General features: G+C 56.5%; 21 protein-coding genes. 6 read left to right on the top strand and 15 right to left on the bottom strand.

All coding sequences use genetic code 11. The features are described 5' to 3' along the window. The 5 genes from QZ517_RS15370 to QZ517_RS15350 form a co-directional block, all read right to left on the bottom strand. A partial coding sequence (locus QZ517_RS15370) for an aminopeptidase P family N-terminal domain-containing protein (RefSeq protein WP_294228402.1) occupies nt 1–1487 on the bottom strand: 1487 nt, incomplete at its 3' end. A gap of 189 nt (nt 1488–1676) precedes the next feature. Then, nucleotides 1677–2204 carry a hypothetical protein gene (locus QZ517_RS15365; protein ID WP_294228401.1) on the bottom strand — a complete coding sequence of 176 codons (528 nt, stop codon included), beginning with the start codon at nt 2202–2204 and terminating at the stop codon, nt 1677–1679. Nucleotides 2205–2225: 21 nt separating this feature from the next. Further along, a complete protein-coding gene (locus QZ517_RS15360) occupies nt 2226–2825 on the bottom strand; it encodes a short chain dehydrogenase (protein ID WP_294228399.1) in 600 nt (199 codons plus the stop codon). Between the two features lie 4 nt (nt 2826–2829). Further along, entirely contained in the window at nt 2830–3576 is a 747-nt protein-coding gene (locus QZ517_RS15355) for a hypothetical protein (protein WP_294228398.1), read from the bottom strand. Next, complete coding sequence (locus tag QZ517_RS15350; RefSeq protein WP_294228397.1) at nt 3566–4483, bottom strand: haloalkane dehalogenase; 918 nt, start codon at nt 4481–4483, stop codon at nt 3566–3568. Before QZ517_RS15350 ends, QZ517_RS15355 begins: the two co-directional genes overlap by 11 nt. Nucleotides 4484–4581: 98 nt before the next feature. On the opposite strand from QZ517_RS15350, the gene QZ517_RS15345 reads away from it, so the two are divergent. Continuing rightward, nucleotides 4582–5430: a LysR family transcriptional regulator gene (locus QZ517_RS15345; protein WP_294228396.1), complete on the top strand. Its 849-nt coding sequence runs from the start codon at nt 4582–4584 to the stop codon at nt 5428–5430. Between the two features lie 84 nt (nt 5431–5514). Here QZ517_RS15345 and cobT read toward each other — a convergent pair whose 3' ends face one another. Genes cobT through cobS form a run of 3 tightly spaced genes read right to left on the bottom strand, consistent with a single transcriptional unit; the run spans nt 5515 to nt 8818 of the window. Then, complete coding sequence (gene cobT, locus QZ517_RS15340; RefSeq protein WP_294228395.1) at nt 5515–7389, bottom strand: cobaltochelatase subunit CobT; 1875 nt, start codon at nt 7387–7389, stop codon at nt 5515–5517. Beyond that, complete coding sequence (locus QZ517_RS15335) at nt 7386–7820, bottom strand: DUF4240 domain-containing protein (protein ID WP_294228393.1); 435 nt, start codon at nt 7818–7820, stop codon at nt 7386–7388. Before QZ517_RS15335 ends, cobT begins: the two co-directional genes overlap by 4 nt. An 11-nt stretch (nt 7821–7831) precedes the next feature. Then, nucleotides 7832–8818: a cobaltochelatase subunit CobS gene (gene cobS, locus QZ517_RS15330; protein ID WP_164646778.1), complete on the bottom strand. Its 987-nt coding sequence runs from the start codon at nt 8816–8818 to the stop codon at nt 7832–7834. Between the two features lie 196 nt (nt 8819–9014). Here cobS and msrB point away from each other — a divergent pair, with 196 nt between their 5' ends. Then, a complete protein-coding gene (gene msrB / locus QZ517_RS15325; protein WP_294228392.1) occupies nt 9015–9485 on the top strand; it encodes a peptide-methionine (R)-S-oxide reductase MsrB in 471 nt (156 codons plus the stop codon). A 99-nt stretch (nt 9486–9584) separates the two neighbouring features. Here msrB and QZ517_RS15320 read toward each other — a convergent pair whose 3' ends face one another. Next, nucleotides 9585–10292, bottom strand: a complete 708-nt coding sequence (locus tag QZ517_RS15320) for a response regulator transcription factor (protein WP_294228390.1) — start codon at nt 10290–10292, stop codon at nt 9585–9587. Nucleotides 10293–10581: 289 nt separating this feature from the next. Next, nucleotides 10582–11598, bottom strand: coding sequence for an AraC family transcriptional regulator (locus QZ517_RS15315; protein ID WP_294228389.1), 1017 nt, complete (start codon nt 11596–11598; stop codon nt 10582–10584). A 111-nt stretch (nt 11599–11709) separates the two neighbouring features. Here QZ517_RS15315 and QZ517_RS15310 point away from each other — a divergent pair, with 111 nt between their 5' ends. Continuing rightward, nucleotides 11710–11964 carry a hypothetical protein gene (locus tag QZ517_RS15310; protein ID WP_294228388.1) on the top strand — a complete coding sequence of 85 codons (255 nt, stop codon included), beginning with the start codon at nt 11710–11712 and terminating at the stop codon, nt 11962–11964. After that, on the top strand, nt 11961–12356 hold the full coding sequence (locus tag QZ517_RS15305; protein ID WP_294228387.1) for a hypothetical protein: 396 nt from the start codon (nt 11961–11963) through the stop codon (nt 12354–12356). Before QZ517_RS15310 ends, QZ517_RS15305 begins: the two co-directional genes overlap by 4 nt. Here QZ517_RS15305 and QZ517_RS15300 read toward each other — a convergent pair. Together QZ517_RS15300 and QZ517_RS15295 are read right to left on the bottom strand one after the other, a co-directional pair. Continuing rightward, the gene (locus QZ517_RS15300; protein ID WP_294228386.1) at nt 12353–13894 is read right to left on the bottom strand and encodes an adenylate/guanylate cyclase domain-containing protein; all 1542 of its coding nucleotides are present in this window, start codon (nt 13892–13894) and stop codon (nt 12353–12355) included. The two genes, QZ517_RS15305 and QZ517_RS15300, sit on opposite strands and share 4 nt — an antisense overlap. 146 nt (nt 13895–14040) lie before the next feature. Further along, nucleotides 14041–14664 (bottom strand): DnaJ domain-containing protein, encoded by a 624-nt coding sequence (locus QZ517_RS15295; RefSeq protein ID WP_294228385.1) that lies wholly within the window; start codon nt 14662–14664, stop codon nt 14041–14043. 75 nt (nt 14665–14739) lie between these two features. Here QZ517_RS15295 and QZ517_RS15290 point away from each other — a divergent pair, with 75 nt between their 5' ends. Beyond that, on the top strand, nt 14740–15000 hold the full coding sequence (locus tag QZ517_RS15290) for a BolA family protein (protein WP_294228383.1): 261 nt from the start codon (nt 14740–14742) through the stop codon (nt 14998–15000). A 5-nt stretch (nt 15001–15005) separates the two neighbouring features. Here QZ517_RS15290 and QZ517_RS15285 read toward each other — a convergent pair whose 3' ends face one another. The 3 genes from QZ517_RS15285 to QZ517_RS15275 form a co-directional block, all read right to left on the bottom strand. After that, on the bottom strand, nt 15006–15494 hold the full coding sequence (locus QZ517_RS15285; RefSeq protein ID WP_294228381.1) for a DUF4177 domain-containing protein: 489 nt from the start codon (nt 15492–15494) through the stop codon (nt 15006–15008). A gap of 36 nt (nt 15495–15530) precedes the next feature. After that, nucleotides 15531–16124 carry a class I SAM-dependent methyltransferase gene (locus tag QZ517_RS15280; protein ID WP_294228379.1) on the bottom strand — a complete coding sequence of 198 codons (594 nt, stop codon included), beginning with the start codon at nt 16122–16124 and terminating at the stop codon, nt 15531–15533. Nucleotides 16125–16220: 96 nt separating this feature from the next. Continuing rightward, nucleotides 16221–16694 carry a thioesterase family protein gene (locus QZ517_RS15275; protein ID WP_294228377.1) on the bottom strand — a complete coding sequence of 158 codons (474 nt, stop codon included), beginning with the start codon at nt 16692–16694 and terminating at the stop codon, nt 16221–16223. Nucleotides 16695–16951: 257 nt separating this feature from the next. On the opposite strand from QZ517_RS15275, the gene QZ517_RS15270 reads away from it, so the two are divergent. Beyond that, nucleotides 16952–19038 (top strand): S8 family peptidase (locus tag QZ517_RS15270; RefSeq protein WP_294228374.1); only part of this gene is annotated, 2087 nt, incomplete at its 3' end.

The following is a 19038-nucleotide window of genomic DNA, read 5'->3' as shown; positions in this document are numbered from 1 at the left end:
AGCGGAGTGTCACTGACACGGCTCAAGCGCTGCGGCCCTTCGTGCACACAAAGGTAGGCGCCAACGCCGTGGCCCAAGCCATGGTCAAAGTCCTGACCGGCCATCCACAGCGGCAAACGACCGATGGCTTCGATATGGCTACCCGCGACGCCTTTGGGGAAGCGCATGCGCGACACGGCAATCATACCTTGCAGCACACGGGTGAAGGCGATTTTGGCATCATCGTTGACGTCACCGATGGGCAGCGTGCGGGTGATGTCGGTGGTGCCATCGGCATATTGCCCGCCGCTGTCGAGCACCATCAGATCGCCATTTTGCAGCGGGCGGTTGGTTTCCTCTGTCACGCGGTAGTGCATGATTGCACCGTTGGGGCCGGCACCGGCGATGGTGTCAAAGCTGATTTCCAACAAGGCGTTGGTGGCGCGGCGGAACTCTTCCAGCTTGGAGACAACATCAATTTCGGTGAGCGCGGTTTTGTCCTGTGCATCAAACCAACTCAGGAAATTCACCACTGCGGCCCCATCGCGCAGGTGCGCTTCCGCCATGCCGGCAATCTCGGAGGCGTTTTTGCGCGCCTTGGGCATCACACAAGGGTCTTGACCGTAGGAGATCTCTGCATCGCTTTGAGACACAGCAGCTTGCACGGCAACTGGCGCGCTGCCTTTGTCCAGCCGCACTGTGCCGGAGAGCTGCGTGAGGAATGGGATAAAGGTGTCTGGCGCATGCACGCGGACAGCCTCCCCAAGGTGGTCCCGCATGTCGGTGAGTTTCTGCTCCGCCATAAACAGATCAACAGTTGCGTCGGAATTCAGCACGGCAAACCCATGTGCCAGCGGATTACGGGGAATATCCGCGCCGCGAATGTTCAAAAGCCATGCAATGCTGTCGGGCAGGGTGATGACGGCAGCCGTCTCGCCATGAGCATTCAGATCCGCCGTTAGTCGGGAGCGCTTGTCGCCATGGGATTCACCCGCAACCTGTGTTGGATGGCTCTTAACCGCCGCCGTTGGTGCGCCAGGCTGGTCTTCCCAAATGGCGTCAATTGGATTGGTCACCGGCACAAAAGTGATCATGTGGTCTTCGGTCGCCTTATGCAGCGCCTCCAGCTGACCCACGGTGTAAAGCCAGGGGTCAAATCCAACATGGCCGGCGTCAAGGTTTTCCACGATCCACGGGCCAGGCAGGACCTCGGGCCAATCCACCGGCGTGTAGCAATCTGCCACTTGCTCTTTGACCTGCGTGCGGTAGCGGCCATCAACAAATACGCCAGCGACGTCTTTTAGAACAACGCAAAATCCGGCGGAGCCGGTAAAGCCGGTCAGCCATGATAAGCGGTCGTCGCGGGGCGCCACATATTCGCCTTGGTGTGCGTCGGCACGCGGGACCAGAAATCCGTCCAAGCCTTCAGCAGCCATTTGTGCGCGCAAAGCGGCCAGTCGAGCGGGGCCCTGTTCCGGACGGGCAGTGACGGCAAAATCCTGAAACATGGCGGCGCTCCTTGCGGCAAATGAATGGGCGTTCAGTGATACGCACTGCACCGACAATGGCAAGCTGTAAAGCAGGCAGTGAGGTGCGCATCAAGGGAGCCGCCATAGTTTGCTGCGGGAAGGCAAGGGGGGAGGGCACACGCCTGACCTCCCATGTGGGTCGGCAGGCGTGCGCTTGGTTTTAGGCCGTTAATGGCTGGCCTGTACAGGTGAGGCAATTTTTGAGCCCACAACCTGAGCTACCGTTGCTGGGGTGCCAAGATCCGCTGTATTTGGGGCAGGGCAGTGTTCAATTGTGCAGGGCAGATAATAGAGGTCAGCCTCAGCCGTGAAACCCTCCGCGCCGTCTTGCATTTCACCGCGATAGACCGTGACATTCAACCCTTTTGGCGCCCCGGTTGTGACATCCGCGAGGAAAGCAAACATGCGAATTTCAAAGCCATTGCCATCGGTCTTTGTGATGCTCGCTGGGCTATCGGTGAACTTCAGTCCACCGGCGCCAAACATCCAGCCGCCAACCACATCGGCCGTGCCATCGGAATTTACATTCATAAGGTTCTGGTAGGCGCCGCCGTCGGGCAGAACGCCGGTAACCTCGACAAACCAAGTGCCGACCAGCTGCTCCATTGCTGGCTTCGCGGTGTCAGCGGCGTGGCTCACGGTTGCGGTGAGAAGTGCAAGGGCGGCGACACAGGACTTAAAGATAGAACGTTTCATAGAGGGTAGCCTTTTGTGAGTTTATGCGTAGTCAGGGGTGGCCAAAACCTGGCCGTGCATTGTGCCGTTCACAGCTGCGAGATAGCTCTTGGCGGTGTCGGCGGCGGACAAGCCGCTCTCTGTGGGCAGACCAAACAGCGCCATACTTTCTTTGACAAAAATTGGTGACACCACATTCAGACGCACCTGCTCCACTTCGGTGGCTGCGGTGCGCATGAAGGCTTCGATGGCGGCGCAGGAGGCAGCAATGGCGCTGGTGGAGGGCATGGGATTCTGTGCCGCCGCGCCGGACGTCAGCGTGATGGAACCGCCAGGTGCCACTACTTCTAGTCCCAACCGCAACACATTCAATTGGCCTTTCATCTGCGTGTCCAGCGTGCGATCAAAATCGTCGTCACTCATGCTGGACAGCTGCGCCATAACGCCACCGCCCGCTAAGCTTACGATTGCGTCTAGTGGACCTGTGCTGGCAAACAACGCTCGCAAGCTGACCGGGTCTGATATGTCGACCTGAAAGTCGCCAGAGCTGCGCGATGCCGTCAGGACGTCGTGTTCTAGCGACAGGGCAGGCGTCACCGCGCGCCCGATCATGCCGGACGCTCCAATAAGTAGAATTTTCAAGGGTTTACTCCGAAGTTTGGGGCGTTTTCTGCCCAAAAGTTGTGTGGAAAGTGGTCAGGAGCGCCTCTTTGGCGGTACTGAGCAACGGGGTGCCGTGTGACGGCAGAAGGTGTTGAAAATCCAGCGCAGCCACTCGGTCAAATTCACGCGGATCAGGTGCGCAGAACCGCAGCCACTCGGGGCCGATATTGGCAGGTTTGAAGAAGCCGGCTTGCGCCATGCGTTGCGCGGCGACCTCGCCGAAGAACTGATCAGGACCTGTCCAGTTTTGCAGGCTGTCAGCGGTGATCAAGATACCACCGCTGCGGGCAATCAGGAACATGCCCTCCGGCAACTCTGATGTCTCATAGCTAAAGAGCGACATATCCGGGCAAGGCATCTCTCCGTCCACTTGCAGGATTTGGTCAGACACCAGACCGTCTTTGTGCTCCATGTCCGCCAATGCCCAAAGCTTGGCGCCGTATCGATCCACATAAAAAGCATCGTCGAGCCCGTTCTGTGCGCCAAGGTGATAGCCGCCAAGCTTCACGATGCTGGTCACTTGTCCCAATGCGTCCAGAGCGGCCAGCCCGTCGTCAGACAAACGGATTGGGCTGATCAGGGTCAATTTGCCTTTGTCTCGCAACACGGTCATTGCGCGGCTGATCCGCATGCCGGGCACCATGTCTACGCTGCCGGCTACGTGAAAAATGTCGGGAAAAACTTCGCGGATTTCGCCATGTGGCGTGGCAGGGGGAAAGTTACACGACATTTCGTTTTCCTTCAGTTTGGGTGGTACTCAGCGCCAAGTACCAATCGGCAATCACACGTCCGATTTCATGCGGGTGGTCCTCTTGCAGAAAGTGCAAGCCTTGCCCGAGATTGACACTGGTCAAGTTGGGGAAATTCTCTTGGATCCACGCCACGTCTTTCTGGCGGATCAACACGCCGGGATCGGCATGGAAGAAGAGCTTGGGAATGTCTGTTTCCGTGAGCCATTGGGCGTAGTCTGCAACGGCACGAGAAATGTGTTTCGGTTTGCCTTCCACCGGCACATCACGTGGGAACACGTAAATTGGTTTGCGGCTTTGAACGGTGGGAAACGGCGCAAGATACGCGGCCATTTCCACAGCGCTCAAATCACGCAGAATCCAATCGGGCAGCATCTGTTTCACAAAACTGTTCATCACACCCAGCATCAGCCAACTGGCAAACGGCGCTCGGATAAGTTTCATCAGTGTTTTGTCGGAGCGGCTGAGAGCTGAGAAGTCTATCTCACTGTGCATCGCCTCCATGAAGACTATGCCTTTGATTTTGTCGCGGTTGCGATGGGCAAAGTGGAAGCCCAGTCCCGATCCCCAATCCTGGACGACCAAGGTGATATTCGTCAGGCCCAATGCCTCGATGAAACCCTCCAGATAGGTGTAGCTGTCATCAAACCCGTAGGCGATGTCGGGCTTGTCAGATTTGCCAAATCCAATCAGGTCCACCGCTATGGCACGGGCGTGTGGCGAGATATGCGGGATGATGTTGCGCCAAATGTAGGACGAGGCCGGGTTGCCATGTATGAACAGCACCGGATCTCCAGTGCCGTCTTCGACATAGTGGATTTGGCTGCCTTTCACCTCGACAAAACGGGCGGCAAAGGGGAAGTCGGCGGAGATGTCAGTGTTGGTCATTGTGAGGGACCGCGGTTGCTTGGTTTACATCGGAATAGAACTGCAATGCGTCAACTTAAAGCATAGCTTTTTTACCATCTCCGTCACATAATTAGACCATGACTAATTTAGACCATCTCAATGTTGTCGCCACGATCTGTGATTTGGGTAGTTTCCAGCTGGCCAGTGAAAAGCTGAGTAAGGCGCGCTCTGCGGTCTCGTATTCGGTGAAGCAGGTGGAAGAGTTCTACCAGATTCAGATATTTGATCGCTCCGGTTACCGTCCAACCCTGACGCGGGATGGCAAGGTGCTGCTGACGCAAATCCGTCATCTCTTGGCGCAGGCGCAGCATTTTGAGGAGTTTGTGCGGGATCTGAAAGGCGAAGTGGAGACAGAGCTGCGTATTGGTGTGAGCAGCAATTTCCCGATCCCTCGGCTGGCAGCGCTGTTGCGGGGCTTAAAGCAGGAATTCCCCACAACCACATTGCATCTAGAAATTGAGACCGCCTCCGGAGAACGTCAGTTGATGGCCGAAAAGGTCGATATTGCCATCTTTGGAGCTCTCAACCGCAGCCCGTTCATTGATTATCGTCAGCTTGAACACATGGAATTCCCGCTGGTGGCGTCCCCTGACCTTGTGGGGCATGAACCAGACAAAGTGAGTAAAACCGACCTGGGTCGTCATCCGCAAGTGGTGGTGAAGTCGAGTGACGAGAAGGCTTCGGATATCGGGCTGATGATCGAAGCGCCAAAATGGTTTGTCACCGACATGTCCACCAAGAAAGACCTGATTTTGGCAGGCTTGGGCTGGGGGCGCCTTCCGTACCATATGGTGGAAGAGGAGCTTGCGCGCGGCACATTGTTGAGTTTGTCAACACTGGGCGACTTGGCGCTTCCAATTTGCCTCACCAAACGTGCCGGTCACACTCTTGGACCGGTGGGGCAGCGGATCTGGGATCAGCTTTGATATCAAAGATCAAATGTGGTGTTGGCTGTTTCCCCGCCAGTGCAGGCGTCTGGCGGGGAAACTCGTAGAAAACGCGTGGGGAGTTCACCCCACTTTGCGCATGCCCATAACCCGTGCACGGGCACGCGGATCATTGTCAAACAGCGCGGCGAGCTGTTCAGTCATCGCACCGGCCAGCTGTTCCACATCGGTGATGGTCACCGCGCGGTCATAGTACCGCGTCACATCGTGCCCAATTCCAATTGCCAACAGCTCCACCATTTTGCGCTTTTCGACCATGGCAATCACGTCGCGCAGGTGTTTTTCCAGATAGTTGGCGGGGTTGACCGACAGGGTGCTGTCATCCACCGGGGCGCCATCAGAGATCACCATCAGGATCTTGCGCTGCTCAGGACGCGCCATCATACGGCGGTGCGCCCATTCCAGCGCTTCCCCGTCGATATTTTCCTTCAGCAGACCTTCTTTCATCATCAGACCCAAGTTGGGGCGCACGCGCCGCCATGGAGCGTCTGCTTGTTTGTAGATGATGTGGCGCAAATCGTTGAGGCGACCAGGCTGTTGCGGGCGGCCGTCGTTCAGCCATTTCTCTCGCGCAAGGCCACCTTTCCACGCGCGGGTGGTGAAGCCGAGGATTTCCACCTTAACGTTGCAACGCTCCAGCGTGCGCGCCAACACGTCGGCACAGATTGCGGCAATGGAAATCGGGCGGCCGCGCATGGAGCCGGAGTTGTCCAGCAACAGCGTCACAACCGTGTCGCGGAACTCAGTGTCGTGCTCCATCTTGAAGCTGAGCGGGGTGGTCGGGTTTGCCACAACCCGCGCCAGACGGCCCGCATCTAGCGTGCCTTCTTCGAGGTCAAACTCCCAGCTGCGGTTCTGCTGTGCCTGAAGACGGCGTTGCAGGCGGTTGGCCAGACGGCTCACCGCGCCTTTCAGCGGTTCCAGCTGCTGATCGAGATAGGCGCGCAAACGCTCCAACTCGATGGGTTCGGCCAGCTCTTCAGCGGCAATCTCTTCATCATTGGTGGTGTCAAAGGCGATGTAATCCGGGTCAGCGTCCGAAATCGGCGGTGCAGGCGGCGGATCCAACGGCGCATCACCATCGGGCATCTCGGCCTCATCCGACATCTCGTCCTCAGCCATGTCATCCATCGTGACCTGCGCTTCGGACATGTCCTGCTGCTCTTCCTGAGATTGCTCAGGGCTGGCTTCCGTGTCCTCTTCGTCGCTGTCGTCTTGGCCTTGGCTGTCGGGATCATCCTGCTCTTCAGCCTGTTCTTCAGCCTCGTCTTCCTGATTGTCGATATCGTCCGGATCATCACCCAGCTGATCGCCATACCCAAGGTCTTCGATGATCTGTCGGGCAAATTTGGCAAAGGCCTGCTGATCGGACAACAGGTCTTGCAGGTCGTTCAGGTGGTCACCGGCGCTCTGCTCGATATAGCCGCGCCACAGGTTCATCACATTGGCCGCTGCTGGCGGCAGGTCGCGCCCGGTGGCGAGATGACGGATCAAATAGCCCGCAGCCACGGGCAGGGGGGCCTGTTCCGTGGACGTCATATCGCCATAGCCGCGCCCGTTGGCTTCCTGGCTGATCTTCATGTCGATATTGGTGGCGGTGCCGGGCATGTCACGCGCGCCCATGCCTTCGCAGCGCGCGGTTTCCATGGCTTCATAGAGATCGCGGGCGATGCCTTGACCGGGCGCATAACGCATGTGGGTGGCGTCATCGTGGTACTTGCGTTGCAAGGCAAGCGCATCGGCGGTGCCGCGCGCGAGAAGCACCTCGTCGCGGCTCATGCGGCGGCTGACCTGGGGCAAGCGAATGCTGTCTCCGGACATGCCGGAGGGATCAACCGTGTAGGACACCGACAGTTCCGGATCGTCAGCCATCACTTTGGTGGCCTCAGCCAGGGCCTTTTTGAACGGATCAGCGGGGTTGTCGCTTGGTTTTTTCATTTGGCCCAACCTTCTTCGTTAGAGAAGCTCTCAATATTCACCGTTGCCTCACGCGAAAATTCGAGTTCGGCTATGTCAGAATAAGCATCGCCCGCCACATACAGCAAACCTTCAAGCCAATTTGGTGAACGTTTGGGAAAAGCCCGGGGGTTTTTCAAAACATCATGGTATGCTTGTTTTCCTTGCGCGACGACCATCAAGCGCGTGTACAGAAAACTATCGGACAATCCTGGAAACCAACTAAAGCGGCGGTAGTGCTGTCTTGTGTCCAGCGCATAGGCTTTTTGCGCAAGGCACTCATAGAAGCCATGAATGTCAGCTTCGGTCAATTTCGCGAGCTCGGCGACGAGCGGCCCAAAGTTGGTTGATCCATCTCGCCGCTTGCAGCCTTCAATTTTCTCGATCAATGACCAAAACTGCGTGTCATTCATAGCATCTAAGTTCACCCCAAGCTCACGCTGGCCGCACTCTCAGGCAGCTCTTCGTCAAAGCAGCGCTGATAGAACTCAGCCACGGTCTGGCGCTCCAGCTCGTCACATTTGTTCAGGAAGCTCAGACGGAAAGCGTAGCCAACATCGCGGAAGATTTCCGAGTTGGCGGCCCAATTGATCACGGTCCGTGGGCTCATCACGGTGGACAGATCACCGTTCATAAACGCGGTTCGGGTCAGGTCAGCAACGGTCACCATCTGGTTGATGATCTTGCGGCCTTCGGCGGTGTTGTAGTGCGGCGCTTTGGACAGGATGATCGCGGCCTCAGCATCGTGGCTGAGGTAGTTCAGCGTGGACACCAGCGACCAGCGGTCCATCTGGGCTTGGTTGATCTGCTGCGTGCCGTGATACAGCCCGGTGGTGTCCCCCAGACCCACGGTGTTTGCGGTGGCAAACAGGCGGAAGTAGGGGTTTGGCGTGATCACTTCGTTCTGATCCAGCAGGGTCAGTTTGCCATCATGCTCCAGAACACGTTGGATCACAAACATCACGTCAGCCCGGCCGGCGTCATATTCGTCAAACACAATCGCGGTGTTGTTGCGCAGCGCCCACGGCAGGATGCCTTCGTGGAATTCGGTGACCTGTTTGCCGTCGCGCAGTTTGATGGCGTCTTTCCCAATCAGATCGATCCGGGAAATGTGGCTGTCGAGGTTCACACGCACACAGGGCCAGTTCAGGCGGGCGGCAACTTGTTCGATGTGGGTCGACTTACCAGTGCCATGGTAGCCTTGAATCATCACACGCCGGTTGTGGCCAAAACCCGCCAGGATCGCCAGCGTGGTTTCTGGGTCAAATTTATAGGTTGGGTCGATTTCAGGAACGCGATCGGTGCGCTCTGCAAAACCCTTGATTTTCATGTCGCTGTCGATGCCGAACACTTCGCGCAGATCAATGTCTTCGGTGGGCTTTGTGTTGGTGTCCATCATGCCGTCCGCCATGTCCTCTGTCCTTCTCCCGGCAGCCCCCTTGGAGCGGCCCAAATCTACCGGCCTTTGGTGCATCAATTCCTGCGGGATCACAAGCAAAAGTCATCAAAAGACGCGGCGTTGTCACGAAACTCACAGCCATGTGCAAAGCTGTTAGTTGCTTCTGTCAGGATTGGTCCGCAATTCTACGACCAAAGGAGGACGCAGAATGCAACGTCGCCATTTCTTATCCGCCGCTGGTGCGGCAACTCTTACCGCTATGGTTTTGCCACGTGCCTCTCTGGCCAACGCGTTTGAAGTCACCCGGACGGAGGCAGCGTGGCGTGCCATGCTCACGCCCGCGCAATACAAGGTGATGCGTGATGAGGGCACCGAGCGGGCAGGGTCCTCGCCGCTCGATAAAATCTATGAGACAGGCACTTACCATTGCCGAGGCTGTGAATTGAAGCTCTACAGCTCCAAACATAAGTACGACAGCGGCACCGGATGGCCGAGTTTCTACAAGTCGCTCCCCAAAGCGATTGGAACCAAGGCGGACCGCAAATTGTTTCGGGTCCGCACCGAATGCCACTGTCGCAGGTGTGGGTCTCATCTGGGGCACATCTTTGACGATGGCCCGAGACCCACGGGGAAACGCCACTGTCTGAATGGCGTTTCGCTGGTGTTTAAACCCAAATGAGGCCGGGTGCTCCGCCGCCGAGGTGGGGCATTTGGTTACGGTGGCGGTGCAACCCGGCCTCTCTCCCCCGAAGGAAGATCATGGGAAAGATTAGGCCACTTACGCTGCCACATCCTCCGGGGAATCAGAGAAGCGATAGCCGAGCCCATAAAGGGTCTCGATCGCCATAAAGTCGGGAGCAACCTCGCGGATCTTGCGCCGAATGCGTTTGATCTGGCTGTCGATGCTGCGATCGGTGACAAACACGTCGCCTCCATATGCGAGGTCCAGAATGTTGGCGCGACTGAGCACCTGGCCGGGACGTTGCGCAATGATCCACAAAACGTTGAACTCGGTGGCGGTCAAAGCAACTTCCACGTCGCTCCAGCGGGCTTCGTGGCGCAGGCGGTCCAGATGCAAAGCGCCGCGTTGAATGACCGTAACATCGTCGGCCTCCCGGTGATTGGGCGCGGCACTGCGCAAAGCGGCGGCAACCCGAGCCCCAAACACCCGCATGGAAAACGGTTTCGCAAGGTAGTCATCCGCCCCCAACCGCAGCATCATAGATTCCTCCGTGGCGCTGGCGGTGGTGCTGAGGACAATCACCGGCAGGTTATAGCTGTTGATGATCCGTTCCATCACCGACAGCGCATCTGTGGCGCGCTGGCGCAGTTCCATAACCACCAAATCAGGCGATTGCCGGGCCAGGTCGCACAGCGCCGTCTCAGGCGTCACATGGCACAGGCTCTCGTGCCCGTCATGCAGCAACACTTCCTGCATCGCGACCATGAGGTGCCGGTCCGGTTCGATCAGAAGGATTTTGGACATGGCCGCCCTCCGATCTGGCCGTGCCGCAACACGGTTTTTTCCCGTTTGATCGCCACAGGTTGTGGGCGCCCGCGCTGGTGTAACCAAAGCAACGGGAACAGGGCACTAAGCAGTAAAATACTAAAAAACATGGCGCCTCCCTTCTGAGATCATGATGTGAAAATTCAAAGTGACTGCGTTGTCTCTTCGTTCATCATGAAGATGGGGAGGCGTCAGCGGGTTGCCTTGGGGAAAGCTGCCACTGTTTTGTCAAATTTTGCCAATCGTGGCGGAACGGCCAAACGTTGTCTCAGACAAAGGTTTGGCGGCGCTCCCCTGGGGATTGGCCGGTCCATCGCTTGAACGCGGAGGCAAACGAGCTGACGTCCGAATACCCCAACAAAAAGGCAATCTCGCTCTGGCTCATGTCGCTGTTTTTCAAATACCGATCAGCCATCGCCTGGCGGAAATTGGACAGAACGGTTTGATAGGTGGTGTTGGCATCCCCCAGGCGCCGCGCCAAGGTACGGGCGCTCATGCCCAGATCACGCGCCACGTCAGAAACTGAAGTCTGCCCTGTGGCCATGCGGTCAGCAATGGCGCGTTCCACGGTCAATTCGATGTCAGATCGGTTTTTGGGCCGTTGCGCCAAAACCAAATCCGCATGAGCTTGTAGGATTTTGTGCAAGGCCTCGTCCGAGGTGCTGAGCGGCACGCCCATATCCGCGACGCGGTACTGCAAACTGTTCCATTGCGCGCCAAACGTCACTGGGCATCCAAGTAGCTTTTCCAATTCGGCTGCATTGTGTTTGCGGCGGTGGCAGAATGCGATGTGTTTCGGCAAAACTGTGCGCGGCAGAAGCCTATTGGTGCCATGCAAAAATTGGCTCACTTGGGCCTCTACAAATCGGCCAACTTCTACTTTGGCCGGAAGATCAAACCGCCAGCGGAAAATCCCGTCTTCCTCCAGATGTGAAACATCCACAACCATGGCGTTGGAAAAGACCTGTCCGTAGCGGGCCAGATTGGTGACGATGGCATGGATGTCCTTGGAGGTGCGGCCCAGATATCCAATCAACCCCAATTTCGCAAAGCGCCGGGTTTGCCCCCAGCGCACGGCGATCAGGTCATCCCCTGTCAGAGCAACCCCATTGTCCAAAATTTTGGCCAATCCTTGCAAGGAGGCAAGTTGCTCCGTGTCTTGTAATTCTTCCAGTGTCAGGCCAGTGCCCTTCAAGACGTCCGCCTCGGAAAAGCCAAGTCCAATGATATATTCGGAAAAATCGCGACCCATCACGGTCGCATGTTTGGGAGAGCTCTGCATCATGCGCTCACCTCACCGTATTTGTGGGCCAAAATCAAGGTGCTGCGCTGCTGTTTGACATCTGTGGCACTATAGGTCTACAAACCTCACCTTGGTACCAAGGTAGGGAATCGCATGAAGAAGATTGAAAGAGTTCAGACCGGCCTTCGGTTGGAAAAACGCCTGCTTAAAGTTCTGAAAGGGCTGTCAGAGCAGTTGGATATGTCCACGGCAGAGCTTGTTGAGGGGGTGATGCTACATGCGTTAGAGGGAAAGTCTCCCTTTTCGCAGAAAACGTTGGAAAAAGCGGCGATGCTCAAGAGCGTTTATGACCTCACATTGACAGCCGATGACGCCCACAAATTATCGGAAGAAGGATCAGACAAATGACCAGTTATCGCGAGGCACTTCTGGCCATGGACGCCGGTAACTTGGCGCCGCAGGACTTTGATCACCAGACACATATTGCCGTGGCCTTTGAAGCGCTGCGTGAGGATGATTTCTTCACCGCGTCAAAACGTATTGCAGACGGCTTGAAGCGTCTGACGTTGGCAGCCGGGGTGCCAGAGAAGTTTCACGCTACAATCACACAGGCCTATATGTCGGCCATTGCTGAAGCCATGCATCTGGGTGATGCGCAGGATGCAGAGACCTTTTTGGTGCAAAACCCGGATCTGTTGGCTGGGGTCTTCCTGAAAGAGCGGTTTTCAGCCGCCTGTTTGTCCTCGGATTTGGCACGTAAAGTTGCGCTCTTGCCGGACCGTGTGCCCGACGTGGCTTAGGCTTTGTCCAGCGCGTCTTGCACAGCGGCTGCAATTTTGGCGCGGGTTTCGGAATCCAAACCCTGCATCTCGACTACAAGGTTCCCGCCTTCCTCCCGCGCCGTGGCCGGGCGCCGGTTGGCGCCATGGCGTAACACGCGGTAAGGGATGATTTCCCTTGAGATGCCTTTGAAGTGTTGCGGCTCCAGCTCTTGGGCGTTTACCAAATCCTTGGCGTGGGCATAGGTTTCATAACTCATGACAATACCACCTGGCTCAGCAATTCCCTCAAGGCGGGCGGCCAAGTTCGCCTCGGCACCGATGATGGTGTAATCCATACGCGAGTCACTGCCAAAATTGCCGACATTGCAGTAGCCAGTGTTGATCCCCATGCGGGCGCGGAAAGGATGTTCGATGCCTTTGGCGCGCCATTGCACTTCCAGCTCGTCCAGCCGGGTTTGCATTTCCAGCGCCATGCGCACACCGGCACGCGCATCTTCGGTCACGCCGTTGGATGTCGGATCGCCAATAAAGGCCACAATGGCATCGCCAATAAACTTGTCGATGGTGGCGCCGTGTTTTTGCGCAATTGCGCCCATTTCAGTGAAGTATTCGTTGAGCAACGCTGTCAGCTCTTCTGGCTGCATGCGCTCGGTTGTGGCGGTGAAATCCTTGATGTCACTAAAGAACACCGTGAGTTTTTTGCGTTCAGTGCTGATTGAGACATCCCGTTCGCCCTCAAAGATCGAGCGATACACCTGTGGTTCAAGGTACTTTGAGATCTTCAGAGAGACGTCAGCCAAAAAGGAATTGTTCTCGGTTAACTCATCATTGGCCGCTGCAAATTTTTCGGCCAGGCGAAGCTGATGTTTGGCAAAGGCCAGTCCAAAAGTACCCGCGATCAGCAAGTAGCTGAGCAGGAACTTGAACGACGCTAAATCAAGCGTCAAAGGTTGGCGCACATGCACCACCTGAAGCCCGCGCACATCGCCAATTTGCCAATCGGTTTTTGTACTTTTGGGATGGGCGTTGTGGCAACTCACACAGGACGCTTGCATGTAAACGGGAGCAGCCAGGGTCATCCGGTGATCAAGCAAATTTCCTTCTTCAGCGATAATTCGATCCCGCTCATTTGCGGAGTCACGGAACGTTTCAAGAGCCCGTGCCTCAAACTCGGTCATTTGGCGTTGCGGACGCCCTTCAAACGGGTGGTCTGAGACAAAGTGGTAGTCCACTCCTGGCAGGATCTCCGAAAACCGCGCCGACAGCTCGATGGCCGCTGTGGCCGGAATGGGGAAAGCCCCTTCGATCTCATGGTAGTCATGTCGTGCCTCAGGCGCCCCTGATGCCGCCTGAACGCGGGCGACGACATTTTCTGCATAGTAAGAGCGCACATCATCCATAAGCTTGTTCAGGCTGGTTGCCTGACGGTGCAGATTGTGGTGCGACAGGCTGTTCAGGTCCAGCCACAGGGCCACGGGCAACAGCAACACCGCGCCGGCCACCACGGTATAAAGCCGCTTTGGATGGGCCGTGAGGTATTCAATCAGTCGCCGCATGGCCGTTTCTCCCGTTGAGCTAACGCATTCACACATCAGTGTTACCCAAGCCTAGTGATAGCTCAAACGGCTTTCATGGATTTTTCCGTCGCAAAGAAAAAGGCGCGCCCCATCGGTCACGCCTCATGCCTTGCATCCATCCGCACTTATTTGAAGTTGCGGCTTTCTTTGATTTGCTCCCAAGCCCACATGACTTCCTGCAGCTGGTCTTCCTGGCTGCGATCGCCGCCGTTCATGTCCGGGTGCAACACTTTGATGAGCTTTTTATAGGCCTTGCGAATTTCGGCTTTGGTCCAATGGTCGTTGGCTTCCAGGATTTCCATGGCGCGGCGCTCGGTGGGCGGCAAGCGTTTGCCTGCGCCTCCCCCCTTGCCAGGGTTCTGGGTTGCGTTGCCACCCAACACTTGATGTGGGTTTTCGATGCCTAAGCGTGCCCAGGCTCGGGCCTCAGGGTCGGTGAACTTCTTGGTCTCGCGCTCCCAGACTTTGTCCTTGGAGTTTTGTGCGTTCAGCTCAGCTTCGGTTTTGCCGTCAAAGAAGTTCCACTTAAGGTTATACTCGCGGATGTGTTCTTTGCAGAACCATTTGAATTCATCCAGCACATCGGGCGCACGCGGCGCACGATACGACCCAGATTCTTCACATCCAGGATGCTCGCAAACACGCGTGGATGTCTCAGACGCTCCGGACATGCCCCGGCGTCCACGCGGGTTTTTCTTCTTTGCCGACTTCACCGACATATTGAAACCGAAGGGATCAGATTTTGTCATACGCGCACCTATTCGACTCGGAGCAGAGAGTTTACCCTAAACGGGGTCAGATTGAAGAGGCTGGAGATAAAAATTATGAGCGTCGCGCAGGAAATTCACGACAAGTTGTCCGCAGCTTTTGAACCAGTCGACCTACAGGTTGTAGACGACAGCGCCAGCCATGCCGGACATGCCGGTGCGCCAGCCGGTGGAGAAAGCCATTTCAATGTGCGTATTCGTGCGGCAGCCTTTGCCGGTCAGACCCGTGTGGCCCGTCACCGTGCGGTGCACACGGCGATTGGTGCAGAATTGGTTGCCCGTATCCACGCGCTTGCTTTGGACATCGACGCGGCCTGACGCGGCTACTTGGACTGTTCCAACGTTTCAACGCGCTTCTTGAGCGCTACATTCACGTCATCCACAGACTCGCTTTCATCCGGGTCTTTCTCTGCAGAGGCACCAGTTTTGTCGCCCTCGTTCAGCACAAGGGCCGCATCGGATGCAGCAGTGTCCTCTGGCTCCGCTGTGGTCGTGGGTTCCGCGGGTTTTGCTTCAGGCGCCGGCAGCACTGCCACCTTCGGCGCTTCCAATGTTTCAGGTTGAAATGCCGCCACATCACCAGCCTTGGCGCGGCGGAACACCAACACGGACCGATAGTTGGTGCTCGATCCCGTCAAGCCGCTGCGTTCCTCATTGGGCAGCGTGTCAGCGCGCAGGTATTCCCACCCGTCCGCGCCCAAACGATTCATTTCAATTTCCAGCGCGTTGGCAAATCGACCCTCTGGCCCTTTGATGCCTTTTGCCTTCTGCCCGCGTGTTGGGGCAGGGATCACTTTATACTCATAAGTCATTAAAACAGTTCCAGTATTCACGGTTTGCGGTCTGTGTCAGCCGCGCAATTTCTTGGGTAGTTTGCGCAGGCGATCCGGGTAATCCGGCACCTCAGCGCTTTCTTTGAACATCGCCCAGCTTGGGAATTGATCCTGAGGGTCTCGTTTCTTGGACATTTGCGTGCGCATCACTGGTTGGCTGAGCTCCTCTCCCAGTGCATCAACGCATGTTTGCACCAGAGGCCATTTTTCATGGTAGTCGTGCCCGGCAATCATGCCGCCCACTTTGACCTTCTTGAGCCAGTCAAACATCGTTTTGCCACGCTCTTCTCCGGTGTGGGCGTAACCATCGATATAAACGAAGTCGAAGTGTTCATCTGGAAAGGCATCCAGTGCGTCTTCAAATGTCATCCGCAACAGCCAGTAATTCTGCCCCATGCCGATGTTTTTTAACGCCTTTATGTACTCTTTGGTGTTGTGGTGGTCGCCATAAATATCGACACCATAAAGCGCCTTGAAAAGCCCGCCTTCCATCAACCGCTTGGAGTACCAGCCACCGGCGACCCCAAGCTCAATGCCAATGAGCCCGTCGCGCTCCAGAAACTGCGGCAGTTCCTTGCGCTCTTGTATTATGTCAATCACGTCTACCATTTGGTGGTCATCGTTTCATGTGGGTGCAGCGAGGTCCAGTATTTTGCGGGCCAAGTGCAGGCTTGTGCCGCAACCGTGTCACCGCTGCATCGCGCTTCACTTATGACGGATGCCCATCACTCGGCCAACCCGGTCCGGACGGGGCAAGGTCCTGTGCGTCTCTGACATGGCTGTGAATTTGGCCAAAATCTCGTCCGGCATAGGGGCGACGCGGGGCCCACTTTGGTCAATATGCAGCCCAACGCCTTCGCCTGTGGCAGATACCCAACCGTCTGCGTGTATCAACTCCTGATAGAAGTGAAAGCTCTTGGCATCATGATCTAACAACTGGAACGAGACAGTGACCATGTCTCCCAGATGCAGTTCACGTAAATAACACAAGTGGAATTCGGCCGAAAAGGTCGTGTTGCCGGTGCGGGCGCGATAGTCCGGTCCAAACCCAAGATACGCTCCAAGCTGATCTACACCCCGATCAAACAACACGTTGTAATAGGCCATGTTGAGGTGACCATTGAAGTCGAGCCACTGTTCCTCAACGGGCATCGGCTTGGAGACAAATGGGCGGGTCATAGCAATCCTCCTGATGCGGTTTCACCTGTATGGCGGTCCCGCTTTTGAGGATCAACCGTTGGGTGAGATTGTTACGTCGGGACACCGCGCCGTTGGGATCTCATTTGACGAACTCTGATGCCAAATCGTCCCTATTTTTATGCAAAATATGGAGGGTATTTCAAAAAAGTCGACGCGCTTTTCCAGACCCGATTCAGGCAAAACTTAAGGTTCAGAACCTACCGTTTCCTTGAGTGTGGGCAAGGGTGAGTGGCGCAATGGACTGGCGAGCAAAACGTCTTTCGACGGCAATAATTTTGATGTCTGGCTTGGTGGCTGGCTGCGGCGGCGAAGACACGCCGGCGGTGAAAGATACGGGCACGGACAAGGCGGGTTCGTCGTTGCCAAAAACGGACAGCCAAGTGTTGCTGGCCTCTTTTCTGAGCAGCTTGGATAGCGTGCGCACGCGCGCCAATCGTCTGCTGAGCAATGATGTGCGGTACCGGGTGCAAACAGCGTCTGGGGATCAGTTTGTCGACCGCAACAATAACAGGCGTTTTGACGCCAGCACCGACACGCGATTGCAAGGTAATCCAATTGAGCATTCCGGTATCCATTATGCCCATGCTGCTGGCTTGACCGGCGCGGGGCAGGTCATTGCCTTTTCCGACAGCGGGTTTCGGCCGGGTCATGAAGCGTTTTCAGGCAAAAGCGTCACAACAGGCTCCGGCATGTCACAAGATGATCACGGCACGTTTGTGGCCTCCATCGCCACCGGGCTGTCTGATGACATGATTGGGGTTGCGCCTAACGCTGACGCCATCTTTGGCAGCTTTGACTCTTATAGTCAGCTGGCAGAAACCGCCAATGCTGCCACGCGGGCCGGCGCAGTTGCGTTGAACAACTCCTGGGGTTACTCGGGCATGACCGCAACCCGCTCAGATTACAATTATATCTTTGGGTCCTCTTCAGGCCGTAGCTATTTAGATGCCCTGCGAGATTATTCAGACGACGGTATTGTCGTGTTCTCCGTGTCAAATGACTACAACGCCTCCGGCGTCGGGTTGATGGCGGGATTGCCGGTTTTGGAGCCTTCGTTGGAAGGCAGCTGGCTGGCGGTGGTAAACGGCGTCCCTCAATTGAACGGTGACGATGTGGTGTCCGCAGAGCGCGTTTCCGCAGGCTGCGGCGAGGCGGCGGCGTGGTGTATTTCTGCAAACGGCAGTTGGACAGGGGCCACTGCGAGCAGCAATAGCAGTTACTCTTTTGGCACCGGCACGTCTTATGCGGCGCCAACCGTATCTGGCGCACTTGCGCTGTTGGCCGAAGCTTTTCCAGACATGACGCACCAAGACTTGCGCATCCGGCTTTTGGCATCAGCTGACAATGAGTTTGATGGCTTTCGCCAAGACGGAACGGTTGAACTGGTGTCGGGATTTGATCACGCTTACAGCGAAGAATGGGGCCATGGGTTTCTGGACGTCGCCGCAGCACTTCTGCCAATTGGCCAAACCACTGTCACCACCAGAAACGGCACCGTGGTCAACACCAATGAACCGTTGGCTGTGGCAGGTGCCGCCAGTGGGGATGCGGTGGCACAGGCGCTGCGCAATGTGGAGATTGTCGGCAAAGACACTTTGTCTGCGTCCTTTGTGATCGATGCCGCACAGATGGTTGCCCATCGTCCGGCGGCCCCGATGTTTGCCGCACATGACGCCTTGAACTTCGATCACTACCGCGCCCCGGAATTTGGTTCGGCGTCGTTCTTTGGCGCGCGGGCAGGGCTTCCTATGCAACTGTTGGACAGTGAGTATGATCTCTCAATTTACCGATCCCGCAGCGGTGGTTCAGATCGCTTTGGCCTGGGGCTGCGCCGCACTTTCGATCTTGGCGGTGCCAGCTTGCAGATTGGCGGTGGTCTTGGAGAGGACACCATGGATTTGCTGTCTGATTGGAATGGGGGCACCGACGCGTCCTTGATGTCCATGGATATGGCTTTGTCCGCTGACGTGTCTGACAACGCTCAGATCAAATTTGCGCTCGGCTATGCCTTGGGGCAGGAGACTTCAGGCATTGGGCAGTCTGCGGATGTGTTGCTCAATGGGGGCGCGGTGACCTACGCCCATCAAAACGCGTTTTCGCACAATGATCGTTTCAGCCTGTCGCTGTCGATGCCCGCGGCGGTATCCTCTGGCTCTACCTCTGTGGCGCTGCCCATGGTGAACGACGCTGGTGCCGTTACGCATCAAAACGTGCCAATTGACCTGGCTCCGTCAGATCGGGAAATGCGACTGACTTTGAGCTATGAGCGCCCACTTACGCGCCATACCAATTTCGGTCTGTCCCTGGCCCATGCCATCAACCG

The organism is uncultured Shimia sp., from assembly GCF_913054185.1.
Classification (GTDB): domain Bacteria; phylum Pseudomonadota; class Alphaproteobacteria; order Rhodobacterales; family Rhodobacteraceae; genus Shimia.
The sequence above is the reverse complement of the archived record's forward strand: the minus strand, read 5'-3'. Positions and strand labels throughout refer to the sequence as shown.

What these genes read in the sequence shown, in the direction of transcription:
- QZ517_RS15365 (WP_294228401.1), bottom strand. Translation starts at nt 2,204, where the DNA reads ATGAAACGTTCTATCTTTAAGTCCTGTGTCGCCGCCCTTGCACTTCTC.
- QZ517_RS15355 (WP_294228398.1), bottom strand. Translation starts at nt 3,576, where the DNA reads ATGTCGTGTAACTTTCCCCCTGCCACGCCACATGGCGAAATCCGCGAA.
- QZ517_RS15350 (WP_294228397.1), bottom strand. Translation starts at nt 4,483, where the DNA reads ATGACCAACACTGACATCTCCGCCGACTTCCCCTTTGCCGCCCGTTTT.
- QZ517_RS15345 (WP_294228396.1), top strand. Translation starts at nt 4,582, where the DNA reads ATGACTAATTTAGACCATCTCAATGTTGTCGCCACGATCTGTGATTTG.
- cobT (WP_294228395.1), bottom strand. Translation starts at nt 7,389, where the DNA reads ATGAAAAAACCAAGCGACAACCCCGCTGATCCGTTCAAAAAGGCCCTG.
- QZ517_RS15335 (WP_294228393.1), bottom strand. Translation starts at nt 7,820, where the DNA reads ATGAATGACACGCAGTTTTGGTCATTGATCGAGAAAATTGAAGGCTGC.
- cobS (WP_164646778.1), bottom strand. Translation starts at nt 8,818, where the DNA reads ATGGCGGACGGCATGATGGACACCAACACAAAGCCCACCGAAGACATT.
- msrB (WP_294228392.1), top strand. Translation starts at nt 9,015, where the DNA reads ATGCAACGTCGCCATTTCTTATCCGCCGCTGGTGCGGCAACTCTTACC.
- QZ517_RS15320 (WP_294228390.1), bottom strand. Translation starts at nt 10,292, where the DNA reads ATGTCCAAAATCCTTCTGATCGAACCGGACCGGCACCTCATGGTCGCG.
- QZ517_RS15315 (WP_294228389.1), bottom strand. Translation starts at nt 11,598, where the DNA reads ATGATGCAGAGCTCTCCCAAACATGCGACCGTGATGGGTCGCGATTTT.
- QZ517_RS15310 (WP_294228388.1), top strand. Translation starts at nt 11,710, where the DNA reads ATGAAGAAGATTGAAAGAGTTCAGACCGGCCTTCGGTTGGAAAAACGC.
- QZ517_RS15305 (WP_294228387.1), top strand. Translation starts at nt 11,961, where the DNA reads ATGACCAGTTATCGCGAGGCACTTCTGGCCATGGACGCCGGTAACTTG.
- QZ517_RS15300 (WP_294228386.1), bottom strand. Translation starts at nt 13,894, where the DNA reads ATGCGGCGACTGATTGAATACCTCACGGCCCATCCAAAGCGGCTTTAT.
- QZ517_RS15295 (WP_294228385.1), bottom strand. Translation starts at nt 14,664, where the DNA reads ATGACAAAATCTGATCCCTTCGGTTTCAATATGTCGGTGAAGTCGGCA.
- QZ517_RS15290 (WP_294228383.1), top strand. Translation starts at nt 14,740, where the DNA reads ATGAGCGTCGCGCAGGAAATTCACGACAAGTTGTCCGCAGCTTTTGAA.
- QZ517_RS15285 (WP_294228381.1), bottom strand. Translation starts at nt 15,494, where the DNA reads ATGACTTATGAGTATAAAGTGATCCCTGCCCCAACACGCGGGCAGAAG.
- QZ517_RS15280 (WP_294228379.1), bottom strand. Translation starts at nt 16,124, where the DNA reads ATGGTAGACGTGATTGACATAATACAAGAGCGCAAGGAACTGCCGCAG.
- QZ517_RS15275 (WP_294228377.1), bottom strand. Translation starts at nt 16,694, where the DNA reads ATGACCCGCCCATTTGTCTCCAAGCCGATGCCCGTTGAGGAACAGTGG.